Annotated in this window: 18 protein-coding genes; all 18 read left to right on the forward strand. The window is 47.1% G+C overall.

Going from position 1 to position 24,728, the window contains the following annotated elements; genetic code table 11:
• Positions 1–188 precede the first annotated feature (188 nt).
• The 18 genes from AC1DOV_RS27605 (at position 189) to AC1DOV_RS27690 (ending at position 24,627) form a co-directional block, all read left to right on the forward strand.
• A complete protein-coding gene (locus AC1DOV_RS27605) occupies positions 189–1,550 on the forward strand; it encodes an ABC transporter substrate-binding protein (RefSeq protein WP_076269615.1) in 1,362 nt (453 codons plus the stop codon).
• 91 nt (positions 1,551–1,641) lie between these two features.
• Positions 1,642–2,508: a carbohydrate ABC transporter permease gene (locus AC1DOV_RS27610; protein ID WP_076269499.1), complete on the forward strand. Its 867-nt coding sequence runs from the start codon at positions 1,642–1,644 to the stop codon at positions 2,506–2,508.
• A complete protein-coding gene (locus tag AC1DOV_RS27615) occupies positions 2,505–3,410 on the forward strand; it encodes a carbohydrate ABC transporter permease (protein ID WP_477551539.1) in 906 nt (301 codons plus the stop codon). Before AC1DOV_RS27610 ends, AC1DOV_RS27615 begins: the two co-directional genes overlap by 4 nt.
• A 384-nt stretch (positions 3,411–3,794) precedes the next feature.
• Positions 3,795–4,901: a Gfo/Idh/MocA family protein gene (locus AC1DOV_RS27620; RefSeq protein ID WP_076269500.1), complete on the forward strand. Its 1,107-nt coding sequence runs from the start codon at positions 3,795–3,797 to the stop codon at positions 4,899–4,901.
• A gap of 111 nt (positions 4,902–5,012) precedes the next feature.
• The gene (locus AC1DOV_RS27625) at positions 5,013–5,816 is read left to right on the forward strand and encodes a sugar phosphate isomerase/epimerase family protein (protein ID WP_477509193.1); all 804 of its coding nucleotides are present in this window, start codon (positions 5,013–5,015) and stop codon (positions 5,814–5,816) included.
• Positions 5,817–5,850: 34 nt separating this feature from the next.
• Positions 5,851–7,245, forward strand: coding sequence for a sulfatase family protein (locus tag AC1DOV_RS27630; RefSeq protein ID WP_477551540.1), 1,395 nt, complete (start codon positions 5,851–5,853; stop codon positions 7,243–7,245).
• Positions 7,242–8,246 (forward strand): Gfo/Idh/MocA family protein, encoded by a 1,005-nt coding sequence (locus AC1DOV_RS27635; protein ID WP_477551541.1) that lies wholly within the window; start codon positions 7,242–7,244, stop codon positions 8,244–8,246. Before AC1DOV_RS27630 ends, AC1DOV_RS27635 begins: the two co-directional genes overlap by 4 nt.
• Before the next feature lie 31 nt (positions 8,247–8,277).
• Positions 8,278–8,829 (forward strand): adenylyl-sulfate kinase, encoded by a 552-nt coding sequence (cysC, locus tag AC1DOV_RS27640; RefSeq protein WP_477551542.1) that lies wholly within the window; start codon positions 8,278–8,280, stop codon positions 8,827–8,829.
• Positions 8,830–8,881: 52 nt separating this feature from the next.
• Positions 8,882–10,318: a sulfatase family protein gene (locus tag AC1DOV_RS27645; protein WP_477551543.1), complete on the forward strand. Its 1,437-nt coding sequence runs from the start codon at positions 8,882–8,884 to the stop codon at positions 10,316–10,318.
• A gap of 57 nt (positions 10,319–10,375) precedes the next feature.
• Positions 10,376–11,290, forward strand: a complete 915-nt coding sequence (locus AC1DOV_RS27650; protein WP_477551544.1) for a helix-turn-helix domain-containing protein — start codon at positions 10,376–10,378, stop codon at positions 11,288–11,290.
• Complete coding sequence (locus AC1DOV_RS27655) at positions 11,259–12,689, forward strand: sulfatase family protein (RefSeq protein ID WP_477551545.1); 1,431 nt, start codon at positions 11,259–11,261, stop codon at positions 12,687–12,689. The genes AC1DOV_RS27650 and AC1DOV_RS27655 overlap by 32 nt, the downstream gene beginning before the upstream one ends.
• 718 nt (positions 12,690–13,407) lie before the next feature.
• Positions 13,408–15,711, forward strand: a complete 2,304-nt coding sequence (locus AC1DOV_RS27660; RefSeq protein WP_477551546.1) for a glycoside hydrolase family 95 protein — start codon at positions 13,408–13,410, stop codon at positions 15,709–15,711.
• A 236-nt stretch (positions 15,712–15,947) separates the two neighbouring features.
• A complete protein-coding gene (locus tag AC1DOV_RS27665) occupies positions 15,948–17,075 on the forward strand; it encodes a glycoside hydrolase family 88 protein (RefSeq protein ID WP_477551547.1) in 1,128 nt (375 codons plus the stop codon).
• Entirely contained in the window at positions 17,062–19,224 is a 2,163-nt protein-coding gene (locus tag AC1DOV_RS27670; RefSeq protein ID WP_477551548.1) for an alginate lyase family protein, read from the forward strand. Before AC1DOV_RS27665 ends, AC1DOV_RS27670 begins: the two co-directional genes overlap by 14 nt.
• A 78-nt stretch (positions 19,225–19,302) precedes the next feature.
• Positions 19,303–21,018, forward strand: coding sequence for a sensor histidine kinase (locus AC1DOV_RS27675; protein WP_477551549.1), 1,716 nt, complete (start codon positions 19,303–19,305; stop codon positions 21,016–21,018).
• 7 nt (positions 21,019–21,025) lie between these two features.
• Complete coding sequence (locus AC1DOV_RS27680) at positions 21,026–22,621, forward strand: response regulator transcription factor (protein ID WP_430063181.1); 1,596 nt, start codon at positions 21,026–21,028, stop codon at positions 22,619–22,621.
• 215 nt (positions 22,622–22,836) lie between these two features.
• Positions 22,837–23,775, forward strand: a complete 939-nt coding sequence (locus AC1DOV_RS27685) for a carbohydrate ABC transporter permease (protein WP_076269513.1) — start codon at positions 22,837–22,839, stop codon at positions 23,773–23,775.
• Positions 23,776–23,838: 63 nt separating this feature from the next.
• Positions 23,839–24,627, forward strand: coding sequence for a carbohydrate ABC transporter permease (locus AC1DOV_RS27690; RefSeq protein ID WP_477551589.1), 789 nt, complete (start codon positions 23,839–23,841; stop codon positions 24,625–24,627).
• The last annotated feature ends 101 nt before the right edge of the window (positions 24,628–24,728 follow it).

Here is a 24,728-nt window from a genome sequence, read left to right on the forward strand (position 1 = left end):
TTCATCAAAAACAGAAACCCTTAGACTGAAAATACGAGGGAACCCGGGCCCTTGGAACGGAAGCTCGCTCTTTATGGAAGCGTATTCATCATATTGTAACTTACAGCATCAGTGATGCAAAAAAAGAGGCAACGATGGACGGCTGCCGAAAGCAAGGGTCCATGCCTACAAAGGGAGGCTGCAGAACGATGAAACGAACGACTGCCAAAACACTCGCATTTGTGACAAGCGTGATGATGATCTTGCTGCTGCTCGCTGGATGCGGCAGCAGCAACAACACCCCCTCTGCGACGAAGAACAACACCGGCGCTACGAACGGGAAAACGGACACGACAAGCGAACCTGCAGCGAAAACGACCTTAACGCTGATGGTAGGCAATTCAGGCACAACGCTCGAAGCGCTCAAGGCTGTTGCCACTGAAGCAGAGAAAAAGCTGAATATCACCATTGAGTATGACATCAAACCGGATGGCACGGAAGGCGACAACCTCGTCAAGACGCGCCTAGCAACAGGAGATATGTCCGACCTTCTCGTTTATAATACGGGCTCGCTGCTGAAGGCAGTTAATCCGGTGGATAACTTTCTCGACTTGACGAATGAGTCGTTTATGGCGGACGTGCTTGATTCCTTCAAAACGGTCGTTACGGTCGATGGCAAGGTGTACGGCGCGCCCGTCGGATCAAGCTCCGCAGGTGCGATACTTTACAACAAGAAGGTGTACGGTGAGCTCGGATTAACCGTCCCGCAAACATGGACCGAATTCATGGCGAACAATGAGAAGATCAAAGCTGCGGGCAAAACCGCTGTTATCGCGTCCTACAAGGATACTTGGACGTCCCAGCTGTTTGTTCTCGGTGATTACTACAACCTGCAGGCGCAGGTTCCGAATTTCGCAGACGATTACACGAACAATAAGGCGAAGTACGCAACGACACCAGCTGCACTGCGCAGCTTCGAAAAGACGGAGGAACCGTTTAAAGCAGGCTATATGAATAAGGACTTCCTAGCCACAACATATGACGTTGCTTTGAAAATGCTGGCCGATGGCACAGGTGTACACTATCCGATGCTGACTAGCGCACTTGATTCCATCTTGCAAAATAGCCCAGACAAGATCAATGACATCGGCGTTTTCCCAATACCAAGCGATAGCGCAGACGTCAACGGACTGACGGTATGGATGCCGAGCGGTCTGTACATCAACAAGAACAGCAAGAAAGTAGAAGCCGCGAAGAAGTTCGCGGAATATTTCGTGTCTAAGGAAGGCCAGGACATATTTGCCTCTAAAGTCAAGGCGGCAGGCCCCAATGTTATTAAAGGAATTGAGCTCCCTGACGATGCTTACGAAGGTGTCAAAGAAATGCAGAAATACTTCGATGAAGGCAAGACGGCACCTGCGCTGGAGTTCGTATCGCCGGTCAAAGGCCCGAACCTTGAGAACCTCACTGTCGCTGTTGGCAGCGGCATCACCTCCGCGCAGAAGGGCGCCGAGGATTATGACAAAGACGTACTGAAACAAGCGCAGCAGTTAAATCTACCGGGCTGGTAGAACGCCCGCCGCATGCGGGAATTCTAGTTGAAGACGGGACTCCGCGCAAGAAGCTGCGGAGTCCGTTTTCTCCGGAAAGAAGGGGAGAGCCATGACCAAGCTGACGATTCGGACTTACTCTTATTTATTTCTTATTCCCGCATTTCTGATCTACTTCGTCTTTTACTTGCTGCCAACGGTATTATCGCTATTCTTCAGTATGACGCGTTGGACACTCACCGATTGGAATTACATCGGCTTCGACAACTATGTCACATTTTTCTCAGAGACGGCGCTCAGCATCGGCTTCCGAAACACGTTAATTTATGCGGTTGTAACCTGCGGCCTCAAGGTCATCCTTGGCCTCTTGCTTGGTGCGTTTCTCACTTCTACCGTTTTATTTAAAAACTATTTGCGTTCTGTTATTTTCTTCCCAACGCTGCTTAGCACGATCGCAGTCGGAATCGCCTTCTCGATTATGATGCATCCTTCGCAAGGACTGATCAATACAAGTCTAGCTGTATTTGGTATTAACGGACCCGATTGGCTTGGCAATACGAAGATCGCGCTGTTGTCTGTTGCCTTAGTAGACGTATGGAAAGGTATCGGCGTTGCTACCGTTATCTATATCGCAGGCATTTCAGCCATTCCAGGCGAATATTACGAAGCGCTCAAAATCGATGGCGGGAGCAGCATGAACGCATTCCGGTATATTACCGTTCCCTTAAGCAGACCGGCGATGAATTCGGTCATCATACTCTCATTCATCGGAGGGCTCCGTTCCTTCGACCTGATCTGGGCCATGACGAAGGGGGGGCCGGGTTTCACGACCGACCTCATCGCCTCGATCATATACAAGCAGTATCAGGCGGGTTTTTATGGCCTAGCAACTGCGGGCAACGTCATCCTGTTTGTCGGTGTGTCACTGCTGGCGTTTCCTCTGTATAAGTACCTGACGAAAAGTGAGGTGCACTTATGAGCAGCGAAATGAGCCGAATGATGAATAAAGGCGTGGGCAAACCGTTGAACCGGAGCGAAAACAGGGGGATAAGCAGCGCAGCTAAGAGGATGATCGTTGCCGCGTTCTCGCTGGTGCTCAGCACCGCCATTTTTTGGATTCCGTTTTATTTTGTCATTATTAATTCTTTTAAGAATCAAGCCGAATCTGCACTTATGAATATGTCGTGGCCAAAATCATTTCATATTTTGGAAAATTATAGGGATGTGTTGACTGCTGCCGATCATATGCTTGTCCGCGCTTTTTATAACAGCATGCTGCTGACGGTATTATCGATCACTGTACTGATCATCGTCAGCGCGATGGCCGGATTTGTACTGCATCGCAGAGAAGGGGGGCGCTTTTCTTCCTTCTTAAACTTTCTAGTTTTGGCAGGTTTGATGATTCCGCCCGCGATCGTGCCTACAATCTGGGTACTCAACTCGATCGGCCTGTTCAAAACGCTGGCAGGCATCACTTTCGTGGAGGTTGCGCTGCACTTTCCGTTTGCAGCTATTTTGTACAAAGCGTTTGTGGCAACGCTGCCGCGCGAAATTGATGAGAGCGCCTTGATTGACGGCGCGGGCGGCGGGCGGCTGTTCTTTAGTATTATTTTTCCTCTGCTAAAGCCCGTTACTTCAACCATCATAGTGCTGGAATCGATAAACGTATTTAATGACTTTGTTAATCCGCTTTACTTCTTCCCAGGCTCCTCCAACGCGACGGTGCAATTGACGCTGTACAACTTCATGAGCCGGTTTACGACATCGTGGAATTTGTTATTTGCCGATATTGTTCTGATCTCTATTCCGATGCTCATTCTGTTTATTTTCTTCAACAAAAAAATTGTAGCCGGCATGACAGCAGGCGCTATTAAGGGATAATCAAGCATGGACTGCACCACTTGAGCACAACAGAAATTCATTGTAAGGTAATTGATTTTGTCCTCATTCAGAGAGCCGCAGTCATTAGGATTGCGGTTTTTTTAGGATGCTTGCGGTGAATCGGTCGCTGCAAATCTCACTTCGTGAGAACATTGATCGACCTAAGCTTACCAGCTGTCTGATGTAGATCCTAAATCGAGCCTCTCCTTTTTTAAAAGCAGTCTCGATCGGAAAGGTTTTTGTCCCGAACCGCCATGATTTGGACAGAAGGAGACAGTATGATGAACTTATAAAGCGTTTACAACTATGACGGCTTGGCGATTAGGCTATCGATATGATCTAGGAAATTCATTATTCAATTCAGAGGACGAAAGGAAGTTGAATATGGCGGTCAAAATCGGAATTGTAGGCATGAACGGGATCGGCAACAACCATGCGAATTGTTACAAGGAGGATGAACTGGCTGATGTCGTAGCGGTGTGCGATGTCATTAAGGAACGCGCCGACGCAGCTGCAGAGAAGCACGGTGTAAAGGCGTACTATACGCTTAAGGACATGATCGAGAACGAGCCTGATATTCAGGTGATCGATGTGACGACAGGCGGCATTGACAACGGCAGCTGGCATTTTGAACCGGCGATGGAAGCGATGTCTTATGGAAAGCACGTGCTCGTGGAGAAGCCGCTGTGCAACGATGTGCGTGAAGGCCGCGAGATGGTGGCATTTGCTGAGAAGCAGAAGGTGTACCTAGGCTGCAACCTGAACCATTACTTTACGCCGCCGGCGGAGAAGGCGAAGCAATATATGGAGAGCGGAGAGGTGGGCGAATTAATTTATTGTCTGGCTAAAATGGGCTTCAACGGCGGCGAGCTCAACTATGCGCTTGCCAGCTCGGATAAAGTGAAAGGCCACCCTTACTTCCATATGCGGGCGTTCCTGACCCACCCATTCAGTGTTATGCGCCATTTCTGCGGTGATATTACGCACATCCAGACATTCTCCGACCGACCAGGCTTCCGCCGGAGTGCAGGCGATGTTATGGTGTCCATCAACAGTATCCATATGAAGTTCGCAAACGGTGCAGTTGGCTACCTATTGAGTCAGCGCGGCGATGCGGTCTATGGACTAGGCGGCTGGTGGAGTCTTGAGGTTGGGGGCTCGAAGGGAACATTTACTATTGAGAACTGCGTCGAGAAAGTATCGTTCTGGAAAGCGGACAAAGGCATTCCAGCGATCAGCGTTCCGATTGAGCCTGAAGTGACGGATTTCGGAACAAATGATTTCAACCGGACTTTCAACCATCGTTTGCATGCATTTCTGGAGGATGTTGACAACAAGGTGTCTCCGGATGCGCTGCGCGCCAGCGGACGCGATGCGCTTGCTGTGCTGGAGTATGTGCATGCCGTACAGGAATCATATGAACGCGGAGGAGAGGTCGTTCGTCCTCAGCCGCTGCCGCCGCTGCACGGTGATCCGTTTTATCTGAAATAATCTCAGTAAGATAGCGAGTTGCTATTTTGTTGCCTGCGATTTCAATTTAGGTATTGCAGGAACATGAACTAATACATGTTTTACTAATCCATTATTCAGGAGGGCTCATACATGATTAAACTGGGTGTCAATTCCGTACTGTTCAAAGAGTTCGACTTCGCCGAAGCGGCGAAGCATATCGCAGCCTGCGGCTACGACGGTGTAGAGATCGCCGCCATTCAAGGCATGTGCGAGCATCTGGATCTCAGCCGCTGGAAGCAGCAGAAGAGTGAGCTGCAGGCGATTGTGCAGGAAAACGGCCTAACGTTTCTGTCGACTGAGGTTGCATCGCTCAATGAGGAGCGGCTGCTCCCAGCGTTCGAAGCTGCCGCTGAAATTGGTATTCCAATCGTAAACGTTGGTCCTGGCGGAAAGCTGGGTGTCGAAGAAGACCTGCAGGCGTCAATCGAGATGCTTGCGCGGATGGCGGAGAGAGCGGCTTCGTTTGGCATCACGCTCTGCGTCAAAGCTCATGTCGGCAATGCCATTCACAATACGCCGACCACGCTGCGGGCGATGGAGTCGATCATCTCCCCAGCGTTCGGCATCGACATGGACCCGAGCCATATCCACCGTGCCGGCGAAAATGCGGAGAAGGCGCTGCCCGCTGTGCTTAGTCGCGTAAAGCATGTTCATATCCGAGACTGCAAAGGACGGGAGCAGGGACCTGGACCGATCATGCTTCAGGCGTGCGGACGAGGCGACATCGATCTATATGGCTACTGCAAAGCGATGGTGGATGGAGGTTACGACGGACCGGTCGTCGTTGAGGTCATTGGTGCTTCACCTGAGCATACGCTTGCGCAGGTATCCATCGTAGCCGCTGAGTCGTACGGCTATCTAAATGCGGTTCTTAAACAGCTGAACGCACGATAAAAGCATTATTTTCATCCAAAAGGAGGATTTCAAAATGACTAATAAGAAACCCAATATTCTACTGTTCGGCATAGATAGCCTTCGTCGGGATCATATGAGTGCGTATGGTTATTCGAGGCTGACTACTCCGCATCTGGATAAAATTGCTGCCGAGGGCGTTCTATACGAGAAACATTTCAGCCCGGGCATTCCGACAACGCCGGCTTATGCATCGATGCTGACGGGTATGGATGTGTTCGGAACCGACGTTGTGGCGCTGCGCCACGAAGGACCGCTTGGCAGTCACGTGAAGACGCTGCCTGAGCTGCTTGCGGAGAACGGCTATAACACATCATGTGTCGGCTTCTCGGGCAATCCATCATCGCGCGGTTTCCATACGTATCTCGATTATGAATCTTGGGTGCCTGACGAGTCGGGACGTACGCCTAAGGCGCAAAATCTAAACGATGTCGCTATTCCAGAGCTGGAGCGGCTGGCGGCAGAAGATAAGCCGTTTCTGCTGTTCATGCGGCATATGGATCCGCATTCACCGTATTTGCCGCCTGCGCCGTTCGAGCGGATGTTCTACGGCAAGGACGAGAAGGACCCAGCCAACGATTCCATGGAGCCGGTTTATAATTTCAAGCCGTTCGCCGACTTCTTAAAGTCATGGATTCCAGAAGGCGTCACGGATGAAGCTTATGTTGGTGCCCAATATGATGGAGCAATCGCTTATATGGATGCTTGTATCCAAGGTATCTTTGAGAAGCTGAACGCGCTGGGCTTAGAGGAAGAGACACTTGTCGTTATCACGTCGGATCACGGCGAGACGCTGTATGAGCACGATTGTTATTTTGATCATCACGGCCTATATGACTGTACGCTTGTTGTGCCGCTTATTATTAAGTTTCCGGGGCGTTTGCCTGCGGGAAAACGGGCTCAGGATGTGTCGGTCATCTCGGATATTATGCCGACGCTGCTGCAGTTGATTGGCATCGACAGCGGCATTTCCTTCGACGGCCGCAGCCTGCTTGAGCCGGTTGCGAGCGAAGATTCAGAGCGGATAAGCGAGCTGTATCTGACGGAATGCACGTGGATGCGCAAGCACGGCTGGCGCACACCGGAATGGAAGCTGATCCGATCGCTTGAGCCGGACTTCCATTTTAAGCCGGAGGTAGAGCTGTACAATCTGATCCAAGATCCAGAAGAAAACAACAATGTGGCGGAACTGCAGCCGGAAGTCGTTGCACTGCTTACGAAGCGGATGGAGGACCATATTGCAAAACGTGAAGAGCAGACGGGTCGTACGAATCCGATCTATACGAATCTGAATTGGCATGGCAAAGGCCAGACGTTCACCTCGTCTGAGCAGGCATACGAGTCACTGCATATCGGCAATATTATTGGCGCGCGCTCCCTTCAATCCAAGGAGGAGGCGGCATCCAAATGATTCGGGTTGCTGTCGTTGGTGTCAATCATATTGGGAAAATCCATTGCCGTGCTTATCGGCAGCATCCAGACACGGAGCTTGCGGCTGTCTGTGATCTGATGCTAGAACGCGCGGAGGCAGCTGGTCTTGAACATGGCGTTCCTGCGTATACCGACCTGAGAGAGCTGCTGGCTAAAGAACAGATCGATCTAGTCGTCGTAGCGACGGCGGGGGTTGAGAAGGGCAGTCATCATTTTGAACCCGCGATGATTGCGATCGATGCTGGCAAGGACGTCCATGTAGAAAAGCCGATTTCTAATCGGATCGAGGAAGCGAGGACGCTGGTTGCTGCCGCCCGGGAAAGGGGCGTCCGGCTCGCTTGTAATTTGAATCATCGATTTACGCCGGCTGCTTACAAAGCGAAAGAGCTGATTGAAGCTGGCAAGCTAGGCTCTCTTCTCTTTGTCAATATGCGGCTAACGATTCAGAACCCGCAGGAGGATACGGAATGGCTGCACATGCGTGCTCTGCATCCCCACTCCATCGATGTCATGCGGTATTTTGCCGGTGATATTAAGCGGGTTCAAGCGTTCATGACCAAGGCGCCGGGACGGCAGAGCTGGTCGACCGCATCCGTCAATGTGACGTTTGCATCCGGCGCGGTTGGCCACTTGACCGGCAGCTACGACATGTCGATGCGGCATCCCATTGAATATTGCGAAGTCGCAGGTAATGAAGGCCGGTTTGTTATCGATAACGTGTATGAAAGCATGACATATTATCCGCATCACTCCGACGAGCTGCTCGTTGTACGCAACTCGCTGTTTGGCGGGATGCAGGGCTTCAATGATACGTTTACCCATCGGATCAATCGATTCATCGAGCAGGTCAAAGCAGGCGATGCGCCGGAGAAGATCGAGGCGTCAGGAGCGGATGCGCTTGCCGCACAGGAAGTTATTGAAGCCGCAATTCGTTCGCATCAGTCCGGCGGGATGCCCATTGACGTGCCTGCAATCGGATAAGCGACCGAACTCGGCGAGAGGGGAGGACAACATGGATAAACAACATGGCTCGGTTATATGGTTCATGGGCTTGTCGGGAGCAGGCAAGACGACGACGGCCAGGCATATTGCGGCAGAGCTGCTGCGGGAAGGGCGGAATGTAGAGCTGCTCGATGGCGATGAGCTTAGAGAAACGATTTGTAAAGGACTTGGATTCTCACGGGAGGATCGATTGGAAAATATAAAACGGATCGTCTACGTCGCTAAGCTTCTCTCTCGCAATAGCGTAGATGTGCTCGTCTCTGCCATCACCCCTTATGAGGAAATGCGGGACTATGCCCGTTCGCAGCTGCCCGGATTTGTGGAAGTTTATGTGCAGTGCCCGCTCGGGGAGTGCGAACGCCGTGATGTGAAGGGCTTGTATGCTAAAGCGAGAAACGGGGAATTGCACCATTTTACAGGCGTTTCCGACCCATTCGAGGTACCGCACTCGCCCGACATTATAATCGACACCGCTTCTGCTTCATTGCAGAATAACGGCGAAGCCGTAATGGGCTGGCTGCATGCCAATATGAGGTTCAAGCATGCGGCGCAGCGAGCATAACCCAAGAGGTGAATAAGGACCGGAATACCGGACTACCCGAAGGAGACATACAATGAAGATCATACTGATATCGCTGGATACGCTTCGTGCATCAAGGCTGAGCGGGTACGGCTATTCGAAGCCAACAAGCCCATATTTGGACCAGATTGCCGAGCAAGGTGTGCTGTTCGAGCGAGCTTATGCCGCAGACATTCCAACCGAAGTGGCGCATACCGGCATTTTTACAGGCAAAGTAGGGCTCACGACAGGGATTGTCTCCCATGGCTCAGAGCTGACGCATCTGCCCAAATCGACACCGTGGCTGCCAAACCTGCTGCGCGGCGCGGGCTTCACGACATCGGCAGTGGACAATTTGTACCAGCTTAAGGAATGGTTTGCCCGCGGCTATCGCTACTATACGAACAGCGTTGGCGGCAATCGCTGGATCGACGGCCGAACAGTCAACGATTTGGCTATGCCATGGCTGGCGGAGCATAAGGATGAATCGTTCTTTTTGTTCCTTCATTACTGGGATGCTCATACGCCTTATTTGCCGCCGGAATCCTATATTCCAGACTTTTATGAAGCAGGGCGAGATCCGTATGATCCGAACAACCGAAGCATGGAACCGGCTTACAATCATCCCGCCTACCCTTTCTTTAAGCATCACCATTACGATCTCGTTGGCCCAGTGACCGACAGCGCTTACTACGACGCGCTATATGATGCAGAAATCCGCTATCTTGATGATCGTTTGAAGGAACTCGACGCTCATCTGGAGAAGTTAGGTATCAAAGAGGATACGCTGCTCATTCTATTCGGAGATCATGGTGAAAGTCTGACGGAGCACGACATCTACTGGGATCATTGCGGCTTATACGAGCCGACTGTCCATGTACCGATTATTATGCGGTGGCCGGGTCGTATTCCAGAGGGGCGCAGGGTGCAAGGTCTCGTGCAGCAGGTTGACCTCATGCCGACAATACTGGAAGCGATACGCAGCGAGAAGCCAGAAGGTATCGAGCTTATGAAGGTTGCAGACCCGCCAGGCATGGACGGCCGAAGCTTATGGCCTTCTATTCTCAACTTGGCTGACAGAACGCACGATGCTGTCTACCTTAGTGAATGCGCATGGCAAGCGGCACGCGGCATACGGACGGAGCGCTACAAGTTTATTCGCACGTACGACGCGGGGCCTTTTACTAGACCGCCTAGAGAGCTGTATGATCTGGATGCCGATCCAGAAGAGACGGTAAATCTTGCGGAGCGGGAGCCAGAGCTCGCCGATCAGCTGGAACGGCAGCTGGATAGTTGGGTGAAGGCGAAGCTTTGCGGCCGTGAGGATCCGAAGGATCGGCAGCTTCGCGAGGCGGGACTTCCGTTCCGCAGACGCATTGAGCAGATTTTGGCGGAGTCAGGGATGATTTGGGACGAATGGTTTCAGGATCCGCGCCGAGAACGATTCGATCAGGCAACAGACGGGCGGCATGAACAGACCATCGGATCTTGATCCGATTACGAACCGAGGGGATGAAGGATGGGGCATATACTGGGAAGCAATAGTTACATGAAGGATGAATTCCCGTTCTGGATCAATCGTATGGTGCAAGCGTCTGTCTCTGAACACGGTCACGAGTTCATTGAGCTCGTCTTTGTGGTGCATGGACAGGGCGTCCATATCTTCCAAGGCAACCATTACAATATTCATGCGGGCGATGTGTTTATTATCAATCCCGGCGAGACGCATGCTTATTCCGTAGAGAGTGGCGGGAGTATGGAAATCATCAACTGTTTGTTTATGCCGTCCTTTATTCCCGATGCGCTGCTTCAGGAGCTGGAAATAACGGCATCGATGGACTACTTTTACGTACATCCCTTCCTGAAGCAGGATGTCCGTTTCAACCATTACTTGAATCTGAACGGGCAGGAGGCGTCGTCCGTGCTGGCGCTACTGGAGAATATGATCCGTGAGCTCAACAGCCGCGGCCTCGGCCACACGACGTTGATTCGCCTGCAGATGGTGGAGCTGCTCGTTCTGCTGTCTCGCTATTACGCCTATATGCAAAGCCAGCGTATTCATAAATCACCGCGCCAATCGGAACGAGTAATGATGGCTAGACGGATTTCCGGCTATCTCGAACGCCATTTTGACAAAAAAATTACGCTTCATGCGCTGTCTGGCCTGTTCAATGTCAGCACAAGGCAGCTGAACCGATTGGTGCGCGAGGAGTTCGGGAAGAGCGTTTTCGACCTGCTGCACGAAATTCGTATTGAACGGGCGAAGCGGATGCTGCTGGAATCCGACCAGAAGGTCATCTACATCGCGACCATGGTCGGCTACGACGATCCATCGTTCTTTAGCCGACTGTTTGTTCGTTATGCCGGCTGCTCGCCGCGTGAATATCGGACCGGTACACAGGGTCTGCGGGAAGGAAAGGAGCTGAGCGCGCATGCCACACTCGATGAAAGAGCAGAGGCCTAACGTACTGCTGATTACGGCAGACCAACTGCGAGAGGATTGCGTGGGCTTCAGCGGTAAATATCCCGTTCGCACACCACACATTGACCGTCTGTCTGAACAGGGAGTCTCCTTCTCCCACGCTTATTCCGTACTGCCGGTATGTGCACCGGCGAGGCAGTCGCTCCTGCGCGGCAGAAGGCCGGAAACATTTGGCGCTTTATGGAATTACAGCGGGGCGCTGCCTGTGGCAGCACTGCCGCCGGAAGCCTATACATGGACGAGAGCACTTGCGGAGAGCGGTTATGCAACCGCATATTTGGGCAAATGGGGAGTCAATCCGGTGCACGGTCCTGCGGCTTATGGTTTCGATTCATACGTCAGCGAAGCTGACTATCATGACTTTATCTCGCAAAAGCATCCGGACGTCCGATACGAGAATGGCTTCTTCGGAGAAGAGAGTCCGCTCCCGCTAGAGGACGCAGAGACACATTGGTTCGCCGCGCGTGCAAGTGAGACGCTGGAGCGGCTGCAAGGCGATGGTCGACCTTGGCATATGGCGCTGCACTTTAGCGATCCCCACTTGCCCTGCCGACCTTCACTTCCTTTTGCAGGGATGTATGCTGCTGCGGACATCCCGGAGTGGGCAGGCTTCCGCGATACCTTTGCCGGAAAGCCGTACATTCAGCGCCAGCAGCTGGAGAGCTGGGGCGTTGTCGATTATGATTGGCAGGACTGGGCGCCGATTGTTGCCCGTTATTACGCCATCATTAGTCAGCTCGACGATGCAATTGGTCAAGTGTTGGAGACGCTGGAGCGGTTAGGTATGGCGGATAACACCATTGTGATCTTTACCGCAGATCACGGTGATATGTGCGGTTCCCACGGTATGATGGATAAGCACTACATCATGTATGACGATGTTGTTCGGGTGCCGCTGATCATTAGGATGCCGGGCGTCGTCGGGGACGTAGAAGTGGGCGGACGATGTGACCGATTTGTCTATAATTTTTTAGATTTACCGCCGACGATTTTGGAGCTTCTCAATCTGCAAACGCATGATCCTGGCGATTTGCAGGGTCATTCCCTTGTGCCTCTGCTGGCTGGGGAACAGCCTGCCGATTGGCGGGACGCCGTTGTGTCGACTTATAACGGCCAACAGTTCGGACTTTATACGCAGCGGATGATTCGCACGACAAATTGGAAGTATGTTTGGAATTTAACAGACGTCGACGAGCTGTACGATATGGCTAATGATCCTGGCGAACTGGTCAATGTGAGTGGGAAGTTAGAGCACGCAGAGTTGCTTGCTGTGCTTAGGAGACGACTATATGAGCAGCTGTCCTTGGAAGGTGATGCGATCGTCGCTAACGAATGGACGAGACGTCAGCTGTTGCAAGGCGGGAAGCTGGGCGGGATATGAAAAGGATTGTTGAATCCTTGAGCATCACGTATTGGAAACGATTTGATTGATATGATGTTATTTAAGTAGCACAGGGCTTGAAATCCTGCTTTAGGAGCGAAGACGCCCGAGACGGTGGGTCTTGCGATGGTATTTCAATTGAATTAGCTTCTGCTAAAGTCAATTGAAATAGCAATCTTCAAACTTAAAATAAGGAATAGAAGAATTTTCTTATGACATAGCTCGCGCATGGCTGACCGTCGAAGGAACGGAAGGTGGCGGGGGCTTTTTGTTATTAAAAATCCAGTGCTTTTTGGAGTCCTTCGACATGTTTTCATTGTGTTGAAAATACATTGGTCCTCCATGAGTCTGAAAAATCAATGATTTCTACGCTTATCCCCTTTTTTTTCTCCACCTCCTCCGCGAAAATCGAAGGCAGAACCGCTGCCACTAAACAAAAAAAGATGATGTTTGAAAAGGCACTGTAGTATTTAAAACAAAGCAAGGAATTGAATTGCATTGACATAAAGATTCAGACAGTCAAATAGTCAAATAGTCAAAATCTTACTTGCCCAAAGTCAGTATCGCTCCTTTGAATTGTCCTTGTTTGCTCTATAGTGGAATGATGACTGTTGTATATTTCAGCATTATTAACGTTTTAAGTTCCTTGGATAATAAATTGCTAGATATTTTAGTTACCAGCATAGCGTTCTAAAGGACTAATTTGGAGTGAGAAAATATGGGGATTAACAATGATAGATTAATAGAGAAACGGCCTGCTAATGTTTGGACTGAAGCATCTCCAATCGGTAATGGACGCTTGGGCGGCATGGTATTCGGTGGGATTCAATCCGAGAGAATTCAATTAAATGAAGACTCCATCTGGTATGGAGGACCGATAGGCAATGATAATCCAGCATCCATTGGAAAGCTGCAGGAAATTAGAAGCTTATTGCTGGAAGGAGAACCGCAGGAAGCAGAAAGATTAGCGTTGCTGCATATGACCAATGCTCCGCATTATTTTGGCCCATATCAGCCGCTTGGTGATTTAACCATTAAAATGGAAGGTCATCACAACGCTTCGGACTATCAGCGACAGTTGAATCTTCATTCTGGAATCAACTTTATTGAGTATAAGTCTGAGTCTATTCACTATCGGCGTGAAGTCTTCTCTAGTGCAGCAGACCAAGTATTAATTGTCCGCATGACTGCTTCGCAGCAGGCTGCTCTTACTTTAACTGCTCGTTTGAGTCGAAGGCCATTCGAGGGGGAAGTTGGAAGTGAGGCAGATGATACTTTGACAATGAAAGGACAATGTGGGCCAGGTGGCGTTCATTACGCAGCTGTATTACGAGCAGTCGTGGATGGAGGCGAGATACAGACGGTTGGGAACTATTTGGATATCCGTCATGCGAGTTCAGTTACTTTAATAGTAGCGGCACAGACCTCGTTTAGGTGCATTGATCCGAGCATGGAGGCGCTCAAACAGGTGGAGCAGGCAGCTTCTTTGCCATATGCAGAGCTTAGGAATAGGCATGTTCAAAACCATAGTCATTTATTCGATAGAGTTTCACTAACATTAGGCTCTGCTGATGAGAATAATCTTGAACTTGAACAAAAACCTACCTCTGAGCGGTTGCTGCATTATCAGCAGGGTCATATAGATTTAGGTGTTGAAGCGTTGTTCTATCATTACGGACGTTATTTGTTAATAGCAAGTTCAAGACCTGGCAGCCTGCCGGCTAATTTACAGGGAATATGGAATGGAAGCTTCACACCTCCTTGGGAATCTGACTTCCATCTGAATATCAATTTGCAGATGAATTACTGGATAGCGGAAGCTGGCAATTTGGCTGAATGTCACGAGCCGCTGTTCGACCTCATCGATCGGCTGGTAATTAACGGACGAGAAACGGCACGCAAATTATACGGTGCAAGAGGTTTTGTAGCACATTCTGTAACCAATCTGTGGGCGGAAACAGGGATATTTTGCGCGTGGGCGCCGGCAATCTTTTGGCCATCAGGAGGTGCGTGGCTTGCCCTTCATTTATGGGAGCATTACAGATACAACGGCAACGTATCGTTTCTACGTGAACGAGCCTATCCAGTGCTGAAGGAGGCTTCGCTTTTTTTCCTCGATTATCTAATCGAAGATGACAAAGGCAGGCTTATAACCGCACCATCCCTTTCTCCAGAGAACAGTTATGTATCAGAAAGCGGCGCAATCGGGTCGTTATGCGTTGGTCCATCGATGGATTCTCAGATACTTTATGCGTTATTTAGCGCCTGTATAGAGTCAGCAAAAATTGTTGATCTTGATCCATTGCTTCAAGTGGAATGGATGGGTGCTCGGAGCAGACTTCCTAAGCCGGAGATTGGCCAGTACGGTCAGATTATGGAATGGGCTGTTGACTATGAGGAAGCTGAGCCTGGACATCGCCACATTTCACATCTATTTGCTCTACATCCGGGGGAGCAAATTTTGGCTCATCGAATGCCGGAATTAGGAGAAGGCGCACGGCGTACCCTCGAGCGGAGATTGGCGCATGGAGGCGGACATACAGGATGGAGTCAGGCCTGGATTGCGAATTTTTGGGCGAGGTTAGGTGATCGCGACAAATCCCATAACAGCTTGCAAGATTTGTTGCGTAAAGCCGTTCATCCTAATTTATTCGGAGATCATCCGCCATTTCAGATTGACGCTAATTTTGGAGGGGCAGCGGCAATTCAAGAAATGCTGCTGCAATCGCACGGAGGCGAGCTGCTTTTGCTGCCCGCACTTCCTCCCGCATGGACATCCGGCCGTATTACAGGCTTGCGGGCAAGGGACGGGTTCACGGTTGATATTGAATGGTTGGATGGAAAGCTGATGGAAGCCAAGATTCGTACTGAGATCGGCGGGAAGCTTGCTATTTATAGCAAGGTACAGCTTGGAATTCGTGATTTGGCAAATAAACTTATAATGGCTGAATGGACGGATTGCACCTATAAATTTGTTATGCCACCCGAAACCATGTATGTTGTTAAGCCTGCAACAGAGTGACGCCTATTGTTGGTTGAATCTTAGCACATGTGAGACTAACATCAAAAAAGATGTTTCCAACGTCTTAAACGAGGCTTTGGAAGCCTCTTTCTGTATTCCAATCATTAATCATACGACTTTTAGAAAAAAGTCAAAATAATGCACATTCCTGCAAAAATTCATTCTCATTAGACGATCATTCTTTCGATATGATTGAACGTAACTAATAAAATGTTGAATGAAGGGGGCCTTGCATCGTGTGGAAAACGGCTATTGATGATGCTATTGCAAAGACGCTAAAAAATATAGAAAGATTTGAGGGGAAATTCCCTCATGTCAGCAGCAATGGATCCTATGAATTGAATGAAAATAATGATTGGACCAATGGCTTTTGGAGCGGGATGCTGTGGTTATGCTACGAATATACACAAGACGAACGGTTTCGGAATGCGGCGGATCAGACGGTTACAAGTTTTCATCAACGTTTGAAGGATCACGTTGTGCTCGATCATCATGATATCGGTTTTTTATACTCACTGTCCTCCAAAGCACAATGGATCGTGGAGAAGGATGAAGCAGCCCGACAATTAACGCTACAAGCAGCGGATTTGCTTATGAACCGGTGGTGTGAACCTGGCGGCTATATTCAAGCTTGGGGACAAAAGGGAGATGCTAAAGAGGGCGGCCGGATTATCATCGATTGTCTGTTAAACCTTCCACTGTTGTATTGGGCGAGCGAACAGACAGGAAATCCATCCTATATGAAAGCAGCCCGTATCCAAGCAGAAAAATCAAGGCGTTACCTAGTAAGAGGGGATGACAGCTCCTATCATACGTTCTTCTTTCATCCAGAAACGGGTGAACCGATCGGAGGGGCGACGCATCAAGGGTATACGAATGGTTCAACTTGGACAAGGGGACAAGCGTGGGGGGTATATGGATTCGCACTCTCCTATCGCTACACGAAGGATAAAAAGTTCCTCGAAGCTTCAAAGCGACTTGCCCGTTATTTCCTTGAGCATTTGCCAGACGACCATGTAGCCTACTGGGACTTCAATGCTCCCATTGAGAGAGATACCTACAGAGACAGCTCGGCCTCTGCGATTGTAGCTGCGGGATTATTAGAGCTCCTATCCCTCATGGAGCAGCAAGACCCTGAACGTCTTTATTTCCAAGAGCATCTTGAGAAATCAATGACCTCACTCGTTCAGAAATACGCAACGATTGGGGAAGAAGACGCCGAGGGACTGCTTAAGCACGGATCATATTATGTGCACGGAGGATTGTCGCCAGATGACTATATGATCTGGGGAGATTATTACTATCTGGAAGCGCTGATGAGGCTTGAGAAGGGTATTGGAGGTTATTGGTATGAATGCAAATAACCAAGCTCAGTATGAAGAGCGCCTATTTAACCTATTAAACCTTGATTATAAAGGGTTAGAAGTGGTAAAGAAGGCCATCCTTCAGAATCAGCTTGATGATGCATTTGCGGTGTTAAAGCAATATTTTATAGAGCGAACTTCTCCTAGGATGTATTTGCAAAAGAAAGAAATACAACAGGTTTGCGACTATGTTCATGTACATTGCTCAGAAGAAGTGCAGGATGTGCTGCAAACAGCTGATGAGGTCGTATCGCAAACCTTCCTATTCCGCTTTCAGTGGGATATGGAACGTACCCGTATTCCTGTAAACTTTGATCGGCTAATCGATTGGAATCACATTCAAGGTAGTGATGTGGAATGGGCCTACATGCTTAATCGACACCGGTACTGGATTGCACTTGGACAAGCCTATCAGCTTACTGGAGATGAGAAATATGCGAGCACCTTCTGTCTACAATTAGAGGATTGGATTGATCGAAATCCTGTTCCTTCGGCGCAGACTAGGAATACGTTAACTTGGCGCTCTATTGAGGCGGGACTACGCTGCAGCAACTGGATCAAGGCACTGCCTTATTTAATTGAAAGCCAAGTTATGACGCCGCGTCTATTTGCAAAGATGTTAGTCTCCCTCCATGAGCATGCGGAATATTTAGCTTCATCATTCACAGGCTGGAGTAATATTAGCAACTGGGGAGTTATTGAGACAAGTGGATTATTCCAAATGTCCGTTTTCGTTCCAGAATTTAAGCGAACACTTCACTGGCAGCAACTAACGGCTGAGAGGCTGAGAGAAACGTCAAGACTGCAAGTGATGAAGGACGGCATTCACTGGGAGCAGTCCCCTACATATCATCATGAGGTGCTGAACTGCTTCCTAGACATTATGACTCTGGCTCAAAAAAATAAAATGACCATGGAAGCTAGTTTTACTCGTTCGGTAAAGAGCATGGCTGCTGCCTCACTCTACTGGGCAAGACCGGATCACAGACAGGTGATGCTTGGTGATAGCGATAATAATGATATTCGGTCAGTTATGACGGCTGCTGCGATTATTTTCAAAGACCCCGTGTTTCGGTTTGCTGGATGGGAGAAGGTCGATTTTGATCAGGCTTGGAACTTCGGGCCTGAAGGTATTCGCTATTATGAAGATTGCCCCGTTCAAATACCGCCGCAGCAATCTTATGCGTTTGAACAGTCAGGGCATTATGTGATGCGCTCTGGCTGGGAAGAACAAGCGTTATACCTCTATTTTCGCTGTGGTCCTCTTGGAGGAGGACATGGGCACGCCGATATGCTTCATATCGATATTCATGCGTACGGCAAGGATCTGCTTACGGATCTAGGAAGATACAACTACTCTGATCATACGCCACTGCGCAAGCAGCTTAAACAGTGCAGCTCCCATAATACAACGGTAGTTGATGATACTGAATTTACTGAAGTTATCGATACATGGCAATTTGGGCGAATAGCTTCAAGAACAGGCACGGAGTGGATTTCGGAGCCGAATTTTGATTACGTTAGCGGGAGTCATGATGGATACATTCATTTGGAGGATGCTGTCTACCCAAGCAGGAGCATCATCTTTGTAAAACCATATTTTTGGCTTTTGGTGGATTGCTTTAGAAGCCAGAATGAACATACGTTTAAGCAGTTTTTTCATTTTGCTCCTGGACAACTGAACTTATCGCAGGAGACGGGTATTTGTCGTACGACAAATGAGAATGATGCAAATCTTTGCATTATTCCGATCCAGACTGCTGGACTTAAGGCTGAGCAGAGCGAGGGTGTTATTTCTTATGAATATAATCTATTGGAGCCTAACCAATATGTGACCTACGAGAGAACTGGTTCAGGTACAACATCGATGATGCAGGTTCTTTACCCTTTACGCGCGGGAGAAACAAGCATTCCTATCGTTGAAAAAGTTCCAGTCTACCTATATACTGGTGAGTTGGCAGAGGACAAGAGCGTAGAAGCATGCCGGATTGTGATTCCGCATTCAACAGAGCAATATATCATTGTTGTATGCCATAGGGCTCCATCCTCTCATATTGATTCATACATGGTTGACGGCACACAGATTTTTGGCGAAGTGGTGTTAATATCCTTGAAAGATAAGGTCAAAGAGATTACCGTTATAAAATAAAGCCTGAAACGCGAAAAAAGGCGATAAGCTACCCTGCTGCAATAGTCATGAAAGCAACTTGAAAGAGGCGCGGTAAATATGTCTAGGTTAAGCTATTATCAAAAAATTCAGTTGTCATTTCTCCTATTTATTATTGTTCCTATCATTACTGTATCTGTCATCTCATTTGTGCTTATTAAAGAGACGATGGTTGAGAAGCTTCAACTGAGCAATGACAACTTCTTGAATGTCATGATCGAAGAGATTGGAACAACGATTGATGATGTTATATTCGCATCGCATTTCATAGTTAATGATACGAATGTCCGGTCAGATTTGAAAAAATTCGCGGATACAGAACGGTTGAATACGTATGCGGATTACACAAATTTTACGAACATAAGGGGAGTATTTTCGCTCATTACATCGAAACCCTTAAATAATAACATTCGAATGTATTTGGTCAATAGAAAAGGCTTTATTATTTCTTCGAATGAGGATGATTTGAATTTAGTTAATAGAAACCTAGACGATTTATATAAAAAAATTGATCTCAAAAGGCCGGAAACCCTGCAACGGCTCGGTATGGTAAAAGAAGAGTCCGATAAGGAAGGGACCTATTATATGGCAAGAGTGATTCATGATAATGATGACAAACGCTATCTATCGGTTCTGATTATTGGTATTTCAGAGTCATACTTTGAGAAAGTGCTAAAGCCCATTGAGTTTGGTAAAGTAGCGCTTTTTGATGCAGAGGGAACGCTTATTGCTGGAAGCACGGAGCTTCTGTCGCACGATGCAGCAGCAAGCAGAGATATTCTCCGTTCTGAAGTTACGTTAGACAAAACGGACTGGACGCTTGTTTATGAAGCGAATAAGGAAACCTTTACGGGGGAAATTTCAAGAACCTTCTATTTGGGTATTGGAGGCGTTATTTTCCTCTTTATTATTTTTTCCATATCTTCTATGTTTATTGCAAGGAGATTGCACAGGCCAATTCAAAAATTGCAGCGTGCGGTCAGGCAATTTGGAATGGGAAACCTTGATGTAAAGCTTGAAGTGAAAGGCAAAGACGATATCGCTGAGCTTGGTCATTCGTTGAACACGATGATGGAGCAGCTCAAGGGGCTTATCCATGATATTGAGCATGAACAGGAGCTGAAGAGAGTAATGGAGCTCGAGGCTTTGTTCATGCAAATTCGGCCGCATTTTCTAATTAATACATTGAACTCAATCAAATGCAGTCTCATCCTGCACAAGGATCTTCTGCATAGCAAAAGCATCGATTCATTAATGAGCTTGCTAAGAGCCTATCTGAAGGTAAATGAACCGACCTCATTGAAGGATGAGTGCGTGCTGCTCGGGCATTACATCGATATTATGAAGATTAGAAATGAAATGGTACTTGAGCTTACGGTTGAGCTTGAACCAGGGCTGGAACAATTATTAATTCCGAAGCTGATGCTGCAGCCTTTAATTGAAAATGCGATTGTACATGGTTTGGTAGACAATCCTGCTGCCAAAATTTCGATCCAAGCAAGAAGAGTAGAGAACGGTATTGTCATTGAAATAGAGGATAACGGTAGTGGAATAGAGGAAGAACAGTTAGCTACATTGAACCATCATCTGCATTCCATCGGCTCAGAGCAGTCCTCTTCTTATCAAAGGGTCGGCTTGATTAATGTGATTCAAAGGTCAAGATTAACATTTGGTCCAACGGCGGCGTTAGCTCTATATGAAAATGTACAGGGCGGGGTAACAGCCTTCCTTCATCTTCCTGTTATTGAACGGCATGTTTATTCTTCGGAGGGGTGAAACGGTGATGTATAAAGTAATGTTAATTGATGATGATGTCCCTATGATTCGGGTTTTGCAGCAAATGATCGATTGGGAGTCACTCCAGCTGCACGTAGTGGGGGCTACCTATTCAAGTGCAAAGGCATTGCATATGTTTGAAGAAACGTCGCCTGATATCGTCATCACTGACATTGGACTGCCGCAAAAAAGCGGTATCGAGCTAGCAGCTATTTTCCGCCGGATGAAACCGGATATTAGAGTCATATTTTTGACTTGCCACGAGGATTTTCATTACGCCCAGCAGGCAGTAAAGCTGAATGCCGATGATTATCTTCTTAAAGATCAATTAACGGCGGAGCAGCTTGAGCAAAGCTTAGGAAAATCCATACAATTGCTCAAAATGAAAGTCCCAAAGATCGACAATGAAGTATCGAACTATAACAGTGAGCTGTTCAAGCAAGGTTTGTTTCAAAGAGTCATTGATGGTGTTAATCCCACATCAACTGTGGGGTATGCAGCTCAGCTAGGCATCTCATGGGGATACCCCTTCTTTATGATGGGTGTAGTCCATATCAATTTCTCAACTTACGAATCGCTTTACGTTCAGAACAATATTTCGTTAATTTTTTATGCGATTCACAATATTGCGGTGGAGCTGTCTGGTTCGTATGATGGAATAACGCCATTTTTGGAAAAAGACAATTTAGTTATTTTGTATAATTACCGAAATAATTTGGCGAACAATGCTTATCCTTATTTTCAAAAGTATATGCAGGAGCTGCAGGCTCTTTGTCTACAGTTTCTGAAATTGCAGCTTAATATAGTCACCGTGACAGATAAGATGGAGCTGCAATCCATTGGAGCCGTCTATCAGCAGGTGATTCAATATAAAAATGAGTTTTACAAAAGCAGTGAGTTTACGGTTACGAATATGAATGTCTTCTTACAGAGCATGTTTTTATCCTATCCGCTTGGTTTTCTAGATTGTTATAAATCAGATATTGAGCGTGCGATTATGAAAGGCGACTTTGACAGTATCCATAATATCGTTGCTAATATTGGAAAAAATGCAGAGGAGAATAGAGTCGAGCCAAGTGAGCTGGTTCAAGATTTATCAACACTCATTCGCAGCATTGATATAATGTTCTCAAGATGGAAGTCGGATGAGGGGATTTATATATACCTGTCTTCTGCAAGGACTTTGCTCGATGTAACAGGACTGATTGAAAGAAAGCTTATTCACATTGCAAAAAACCGGCAGAAGGGATTAGAACCCGTGATCCAGGAGCCGAAGCTGCAGGTGATTCAACAATATCTAGATAAAAATTTATCCGAAAACATTACCTCAATTGACATGGCGCGTCATTTGTATTTGAATTCAAGCTACTTTTCCCGCTATTTCAAACGACTGACGGGTGTGAATTTCACGGATTTTGTTCACCAGTATAAAATGAAAATTGCTGCAAAAATGCTAAAAACGTCCAACCAAAGCATCGAATCTTTAGCTATGGGACTCGGATATTCGGACAGAACTTATTTTTCAAAAGTGTTTAAGAAGTATATAGGCATGACTCCAAGTGAATATAAAGCAAATTATACGATTAACACTTATGTAAGATGAATAGACTGCAGCCACAATCGAAACCTGTCCTCCGATAATGCCGGAGTACAGGTTTTTTGTCGTTCCCATTATTCATAACTCTAAGGTGTTTTCACTCATTACAAGCGATTTGGAAAGTCAAAATATTGCTCCTACGAAGTCATAATCCATCGTTCTTGTCCTGTGGATTTCTATTATCATTAGTATCAACTTAATAAATGTTGAGGTGATACGAAATGGAAGCTGCTAAACCAATCACAAACCCTGAAATTCTACAGAAGCCAAGAAAATTTTGGACTCCGAGGCGGAAAGAAGCATTAATCGGCTGGCTGTTTCTTGCCCCAGAAATCATAGGTATGTTATTGCTGAATGTATTTGCACTTGGGTTTTCTCTTTATTTGAGCTTTACTTCGTGGGACTTGTTATCAGGCCTAGGGGGCATTAAGTTTAACGGTATCGACAATTATATTAAAATGTTTCATGATCCAACCATCATTAAAGCGTTGAAAAACAATCTGCTTTATACCGTGCTAACGGTGCCGGTTCCGATTGCTATATCGCTGGTACTCGCTGTTCTCATTCACAATAAGGTGTTTTGGAAGGATTACTTTAAGGTTGTGTTTTTCATTCCCTATATTTCATCCATTATTGCTGTAGCGGCAGTGTGGAGCGCATTGTTCCATCCTTCACTAGGACCGATAAATCAGTTTTTAATGGATCTAGGCATTTCCAACCCGCCTAAATGGCTGGTGGACCCAAAAACTTCACTTATCGCCATTGCGATCATCACTTCTTGGGCAGGGCTTGGTTATACGATTATTATTTATTTGGCCGGTCTTACAAGTATTTCGAATGAACTATATGAAGCGGCGGATATCGACGGAGCGACTTCAATGACCAAGTTTCTCAAAATTACGGTTCCATTGCTTCGTCCGACAACGTTCTTCTTGTTTATTACGATGTTGATTGGTTCTTTTAAAGTATTCGATATTATCTCTTATTTGACAGCCGGGGGACCAGACAATTCTTCTACAGTCATTGTGTTCCGGATTTATGAGGAAGGATTCGTAAATTATAACATGGGGTATGCGGCTTCAATCTCATGGCTGCTATTTGCGATTATTGCTGTCATTACAGCGGTTACCTGGAAATTCAGAAATGAAGAATCATTATAAGGGGGAGGGGTCAGCTTGCTTATCATAAGAAAAAATATATCAAAAATAATTGTTACCATTATCATGGGTGCCATATCTATTTTCTTCTTAGTTCCATTCATATGGATGATTTCATCAGCGTTTAAATTTGAAAAGGATGTTATGCGTTTTCCCATTGAGTGGATTCCTAAAAATATTAATGTGGTGTACAATTTTAAAGCAGTTTGGATGGGGAATGTAAACTTTCTTCATATTTATTTCAACTCTATTAAAATAGCTTTAATTGTCACATGTCTCACATTGCTCTTTTCCACTATGGCAGCTTTTGCATTTACCAAACTCCGGTTTAGAGGGAGAGGCCTTGTATTTATGGCTCTGATTTCGTTCATGATTATACCGGATCAGGCCACCCTAATTCCTCGGTTTATGCTGGTTCGCTGGCTAGGTATTTATGATAGTCACTTTGCGCTTATTTTTATGGGGATGTTTTCTATTTATTTCACATTCCTGCTTCGTCAGTTCATGGCGGGGATCAGCGATGAGTATATGGAAGCTGCGAGAATTGATGGAGCTGGCCATTTAAGGATTTTCCGCTCGATTATCATTCCGCTGTGCCAACCGGTTCTTGCTACCGTCGCTATTATAAAGTTCATATGGTCATGGAATGATTATCAGAATCCGCTTATTTTCCTGCAATCCAAAGATTTGTATACGATCCCGCTTGGTATGAGCCTGTTCAGGGATGATTATACAACGAATGATGCCATTATGATGATGGCCGCGCTGTCAGCTATTATCCCGTTATTAATTATATTTATTATATTGCAGAAGCAAGTAATTAACGGAATTGCCCTTGGCGGAGTCAAAGGGTGATATTTGAAAAAAAGTCAAAAAAGTAATCATTTTACCTCAAAATTATACTCTTCTATGAATCGTCCAATCTTTATACTGATGATGAAAGAAGATGAGTCAGC

This window comes from Paenibacillus sp. 01T47, assembly GCF_056398245.1.

Bases quoted from the DNA above. Each gene is read 5' to 3' on its own strand.
- AC1DOV_RS27635 (WP_477551541.1), top strand. From the start codon at position 7,242: ATGATTCGGGTTGCTGTCGTTGGTGTCAATCATATTGGGAAAATCCAT.
- AC1DOV_RS27675 (WP_477551549.1), top strand. From the start codon at position 19,303: ATGTCTAGGTTAAGCTATTATCAAAAAATTCAGTTGTCATTTCTCCTA.
- cysC (WP_477551542.1), top strand. From the start codon at position 8,278: ATGGATAAACAACATGGCTCGGTTATATGGTTCATGGGCTTGTCGGGA.
- AC1DOV_RS27630 (WP_477551540.1), top strand. From the start codon at position 5,851: ATGACTAATAAGAAACCCAATATTCTACTGTTCGGCATAGATAGCCTT.
- AC1DOV_RS27650 (WP_477551544.1), top strand. From the start codon at position 10,376: ATGAAGGATGAATTCCCGTTCTGGATCAATCGTATGGTGCAAGCGTCT.
- AC1DOV_RS27680 (WP_430063181.1), top strand. From the start codon at position 21,026: ATGTATAAAGTAATGTTAATTGATGATGATGTCCCTATGATTCGGGTT.
- AC1DOV_RS27620 (WP_076269500.1), top strand. From the start codon at position 3,795: ATGGCGGTCAAAATCGGAATTGTAGGCATGAACGGGATCGGCAACAAC.
- AC1DOV_RS27610 (WP_076269499.1), top strand. From the start codon at position 1,642: ATGACCAAGCTGACGATTCGGACTTACTCTTATTTATTTCTTATTCCC.
- AC1DOV_RS27685 (WP_076269513.1), top strand. From the start codon at position 22,837: ATGGAAGCTGCTAAACCAATCACAAACCCTGAAATTCTACAGAAGCCA.
- AC1DOV_RS27605 (WP_076269615.1), top strand. From the start codon at position 189: ATGAAACGAACGACTGCCAAAACACTCGCATTTGTGACAAGCGTGATG.
- AC1DOV_RS27655 (WP_477551545.1), top strand. From the start codon at position 11,259: ATGCCACACTCGATGAAAGAGCAGAGGCCTAACGTACTGCTGATTACG.
- AC1DOV_RS27670 (WP_477551548.1), top strand. From the start codon at position 17,062: ATGAATGCAAATAACCAAGCTCAGTATGAAGAGCGCCTATTTAACCTA.
- AC1DOV_RS27660 (WP_477551546.1), top strand. From the start codon at position 13,408: ATGGGGATTAACAATGATAGATTAATAGAGAAACGGCCTGCTAATGTT.
- AC1DOV_RS27645 (WP_477551543.1), top strand. From the start codon at position 8,882: ATGAAGATCATACTGATATCGCTGGATACGCTTCGTGCATCAAGGCTG.
- AC1DOV_RS27615 (WP_477551539.1), top strand. From the start codon at position 2,505: ATGAGCAGCGAAATGAGCCGAATGATGAATAAAGGCGTGGGCAAACCG.
- AC1DOV_RS27690 (WP_477551589.1), top strand. From the start codon at position 23,839: ATGGGTGCCATATCTATTTTCTTCTTAGTTCCATTCATATGGATGATT.
- AC1DOV_RS27625 (WP_477509193.1), top strand. From the start codon at position 5,013: ATGATTAAACTGGGTGTCAATTCCGTACTGTTCAAAGAGTTCGACTTC.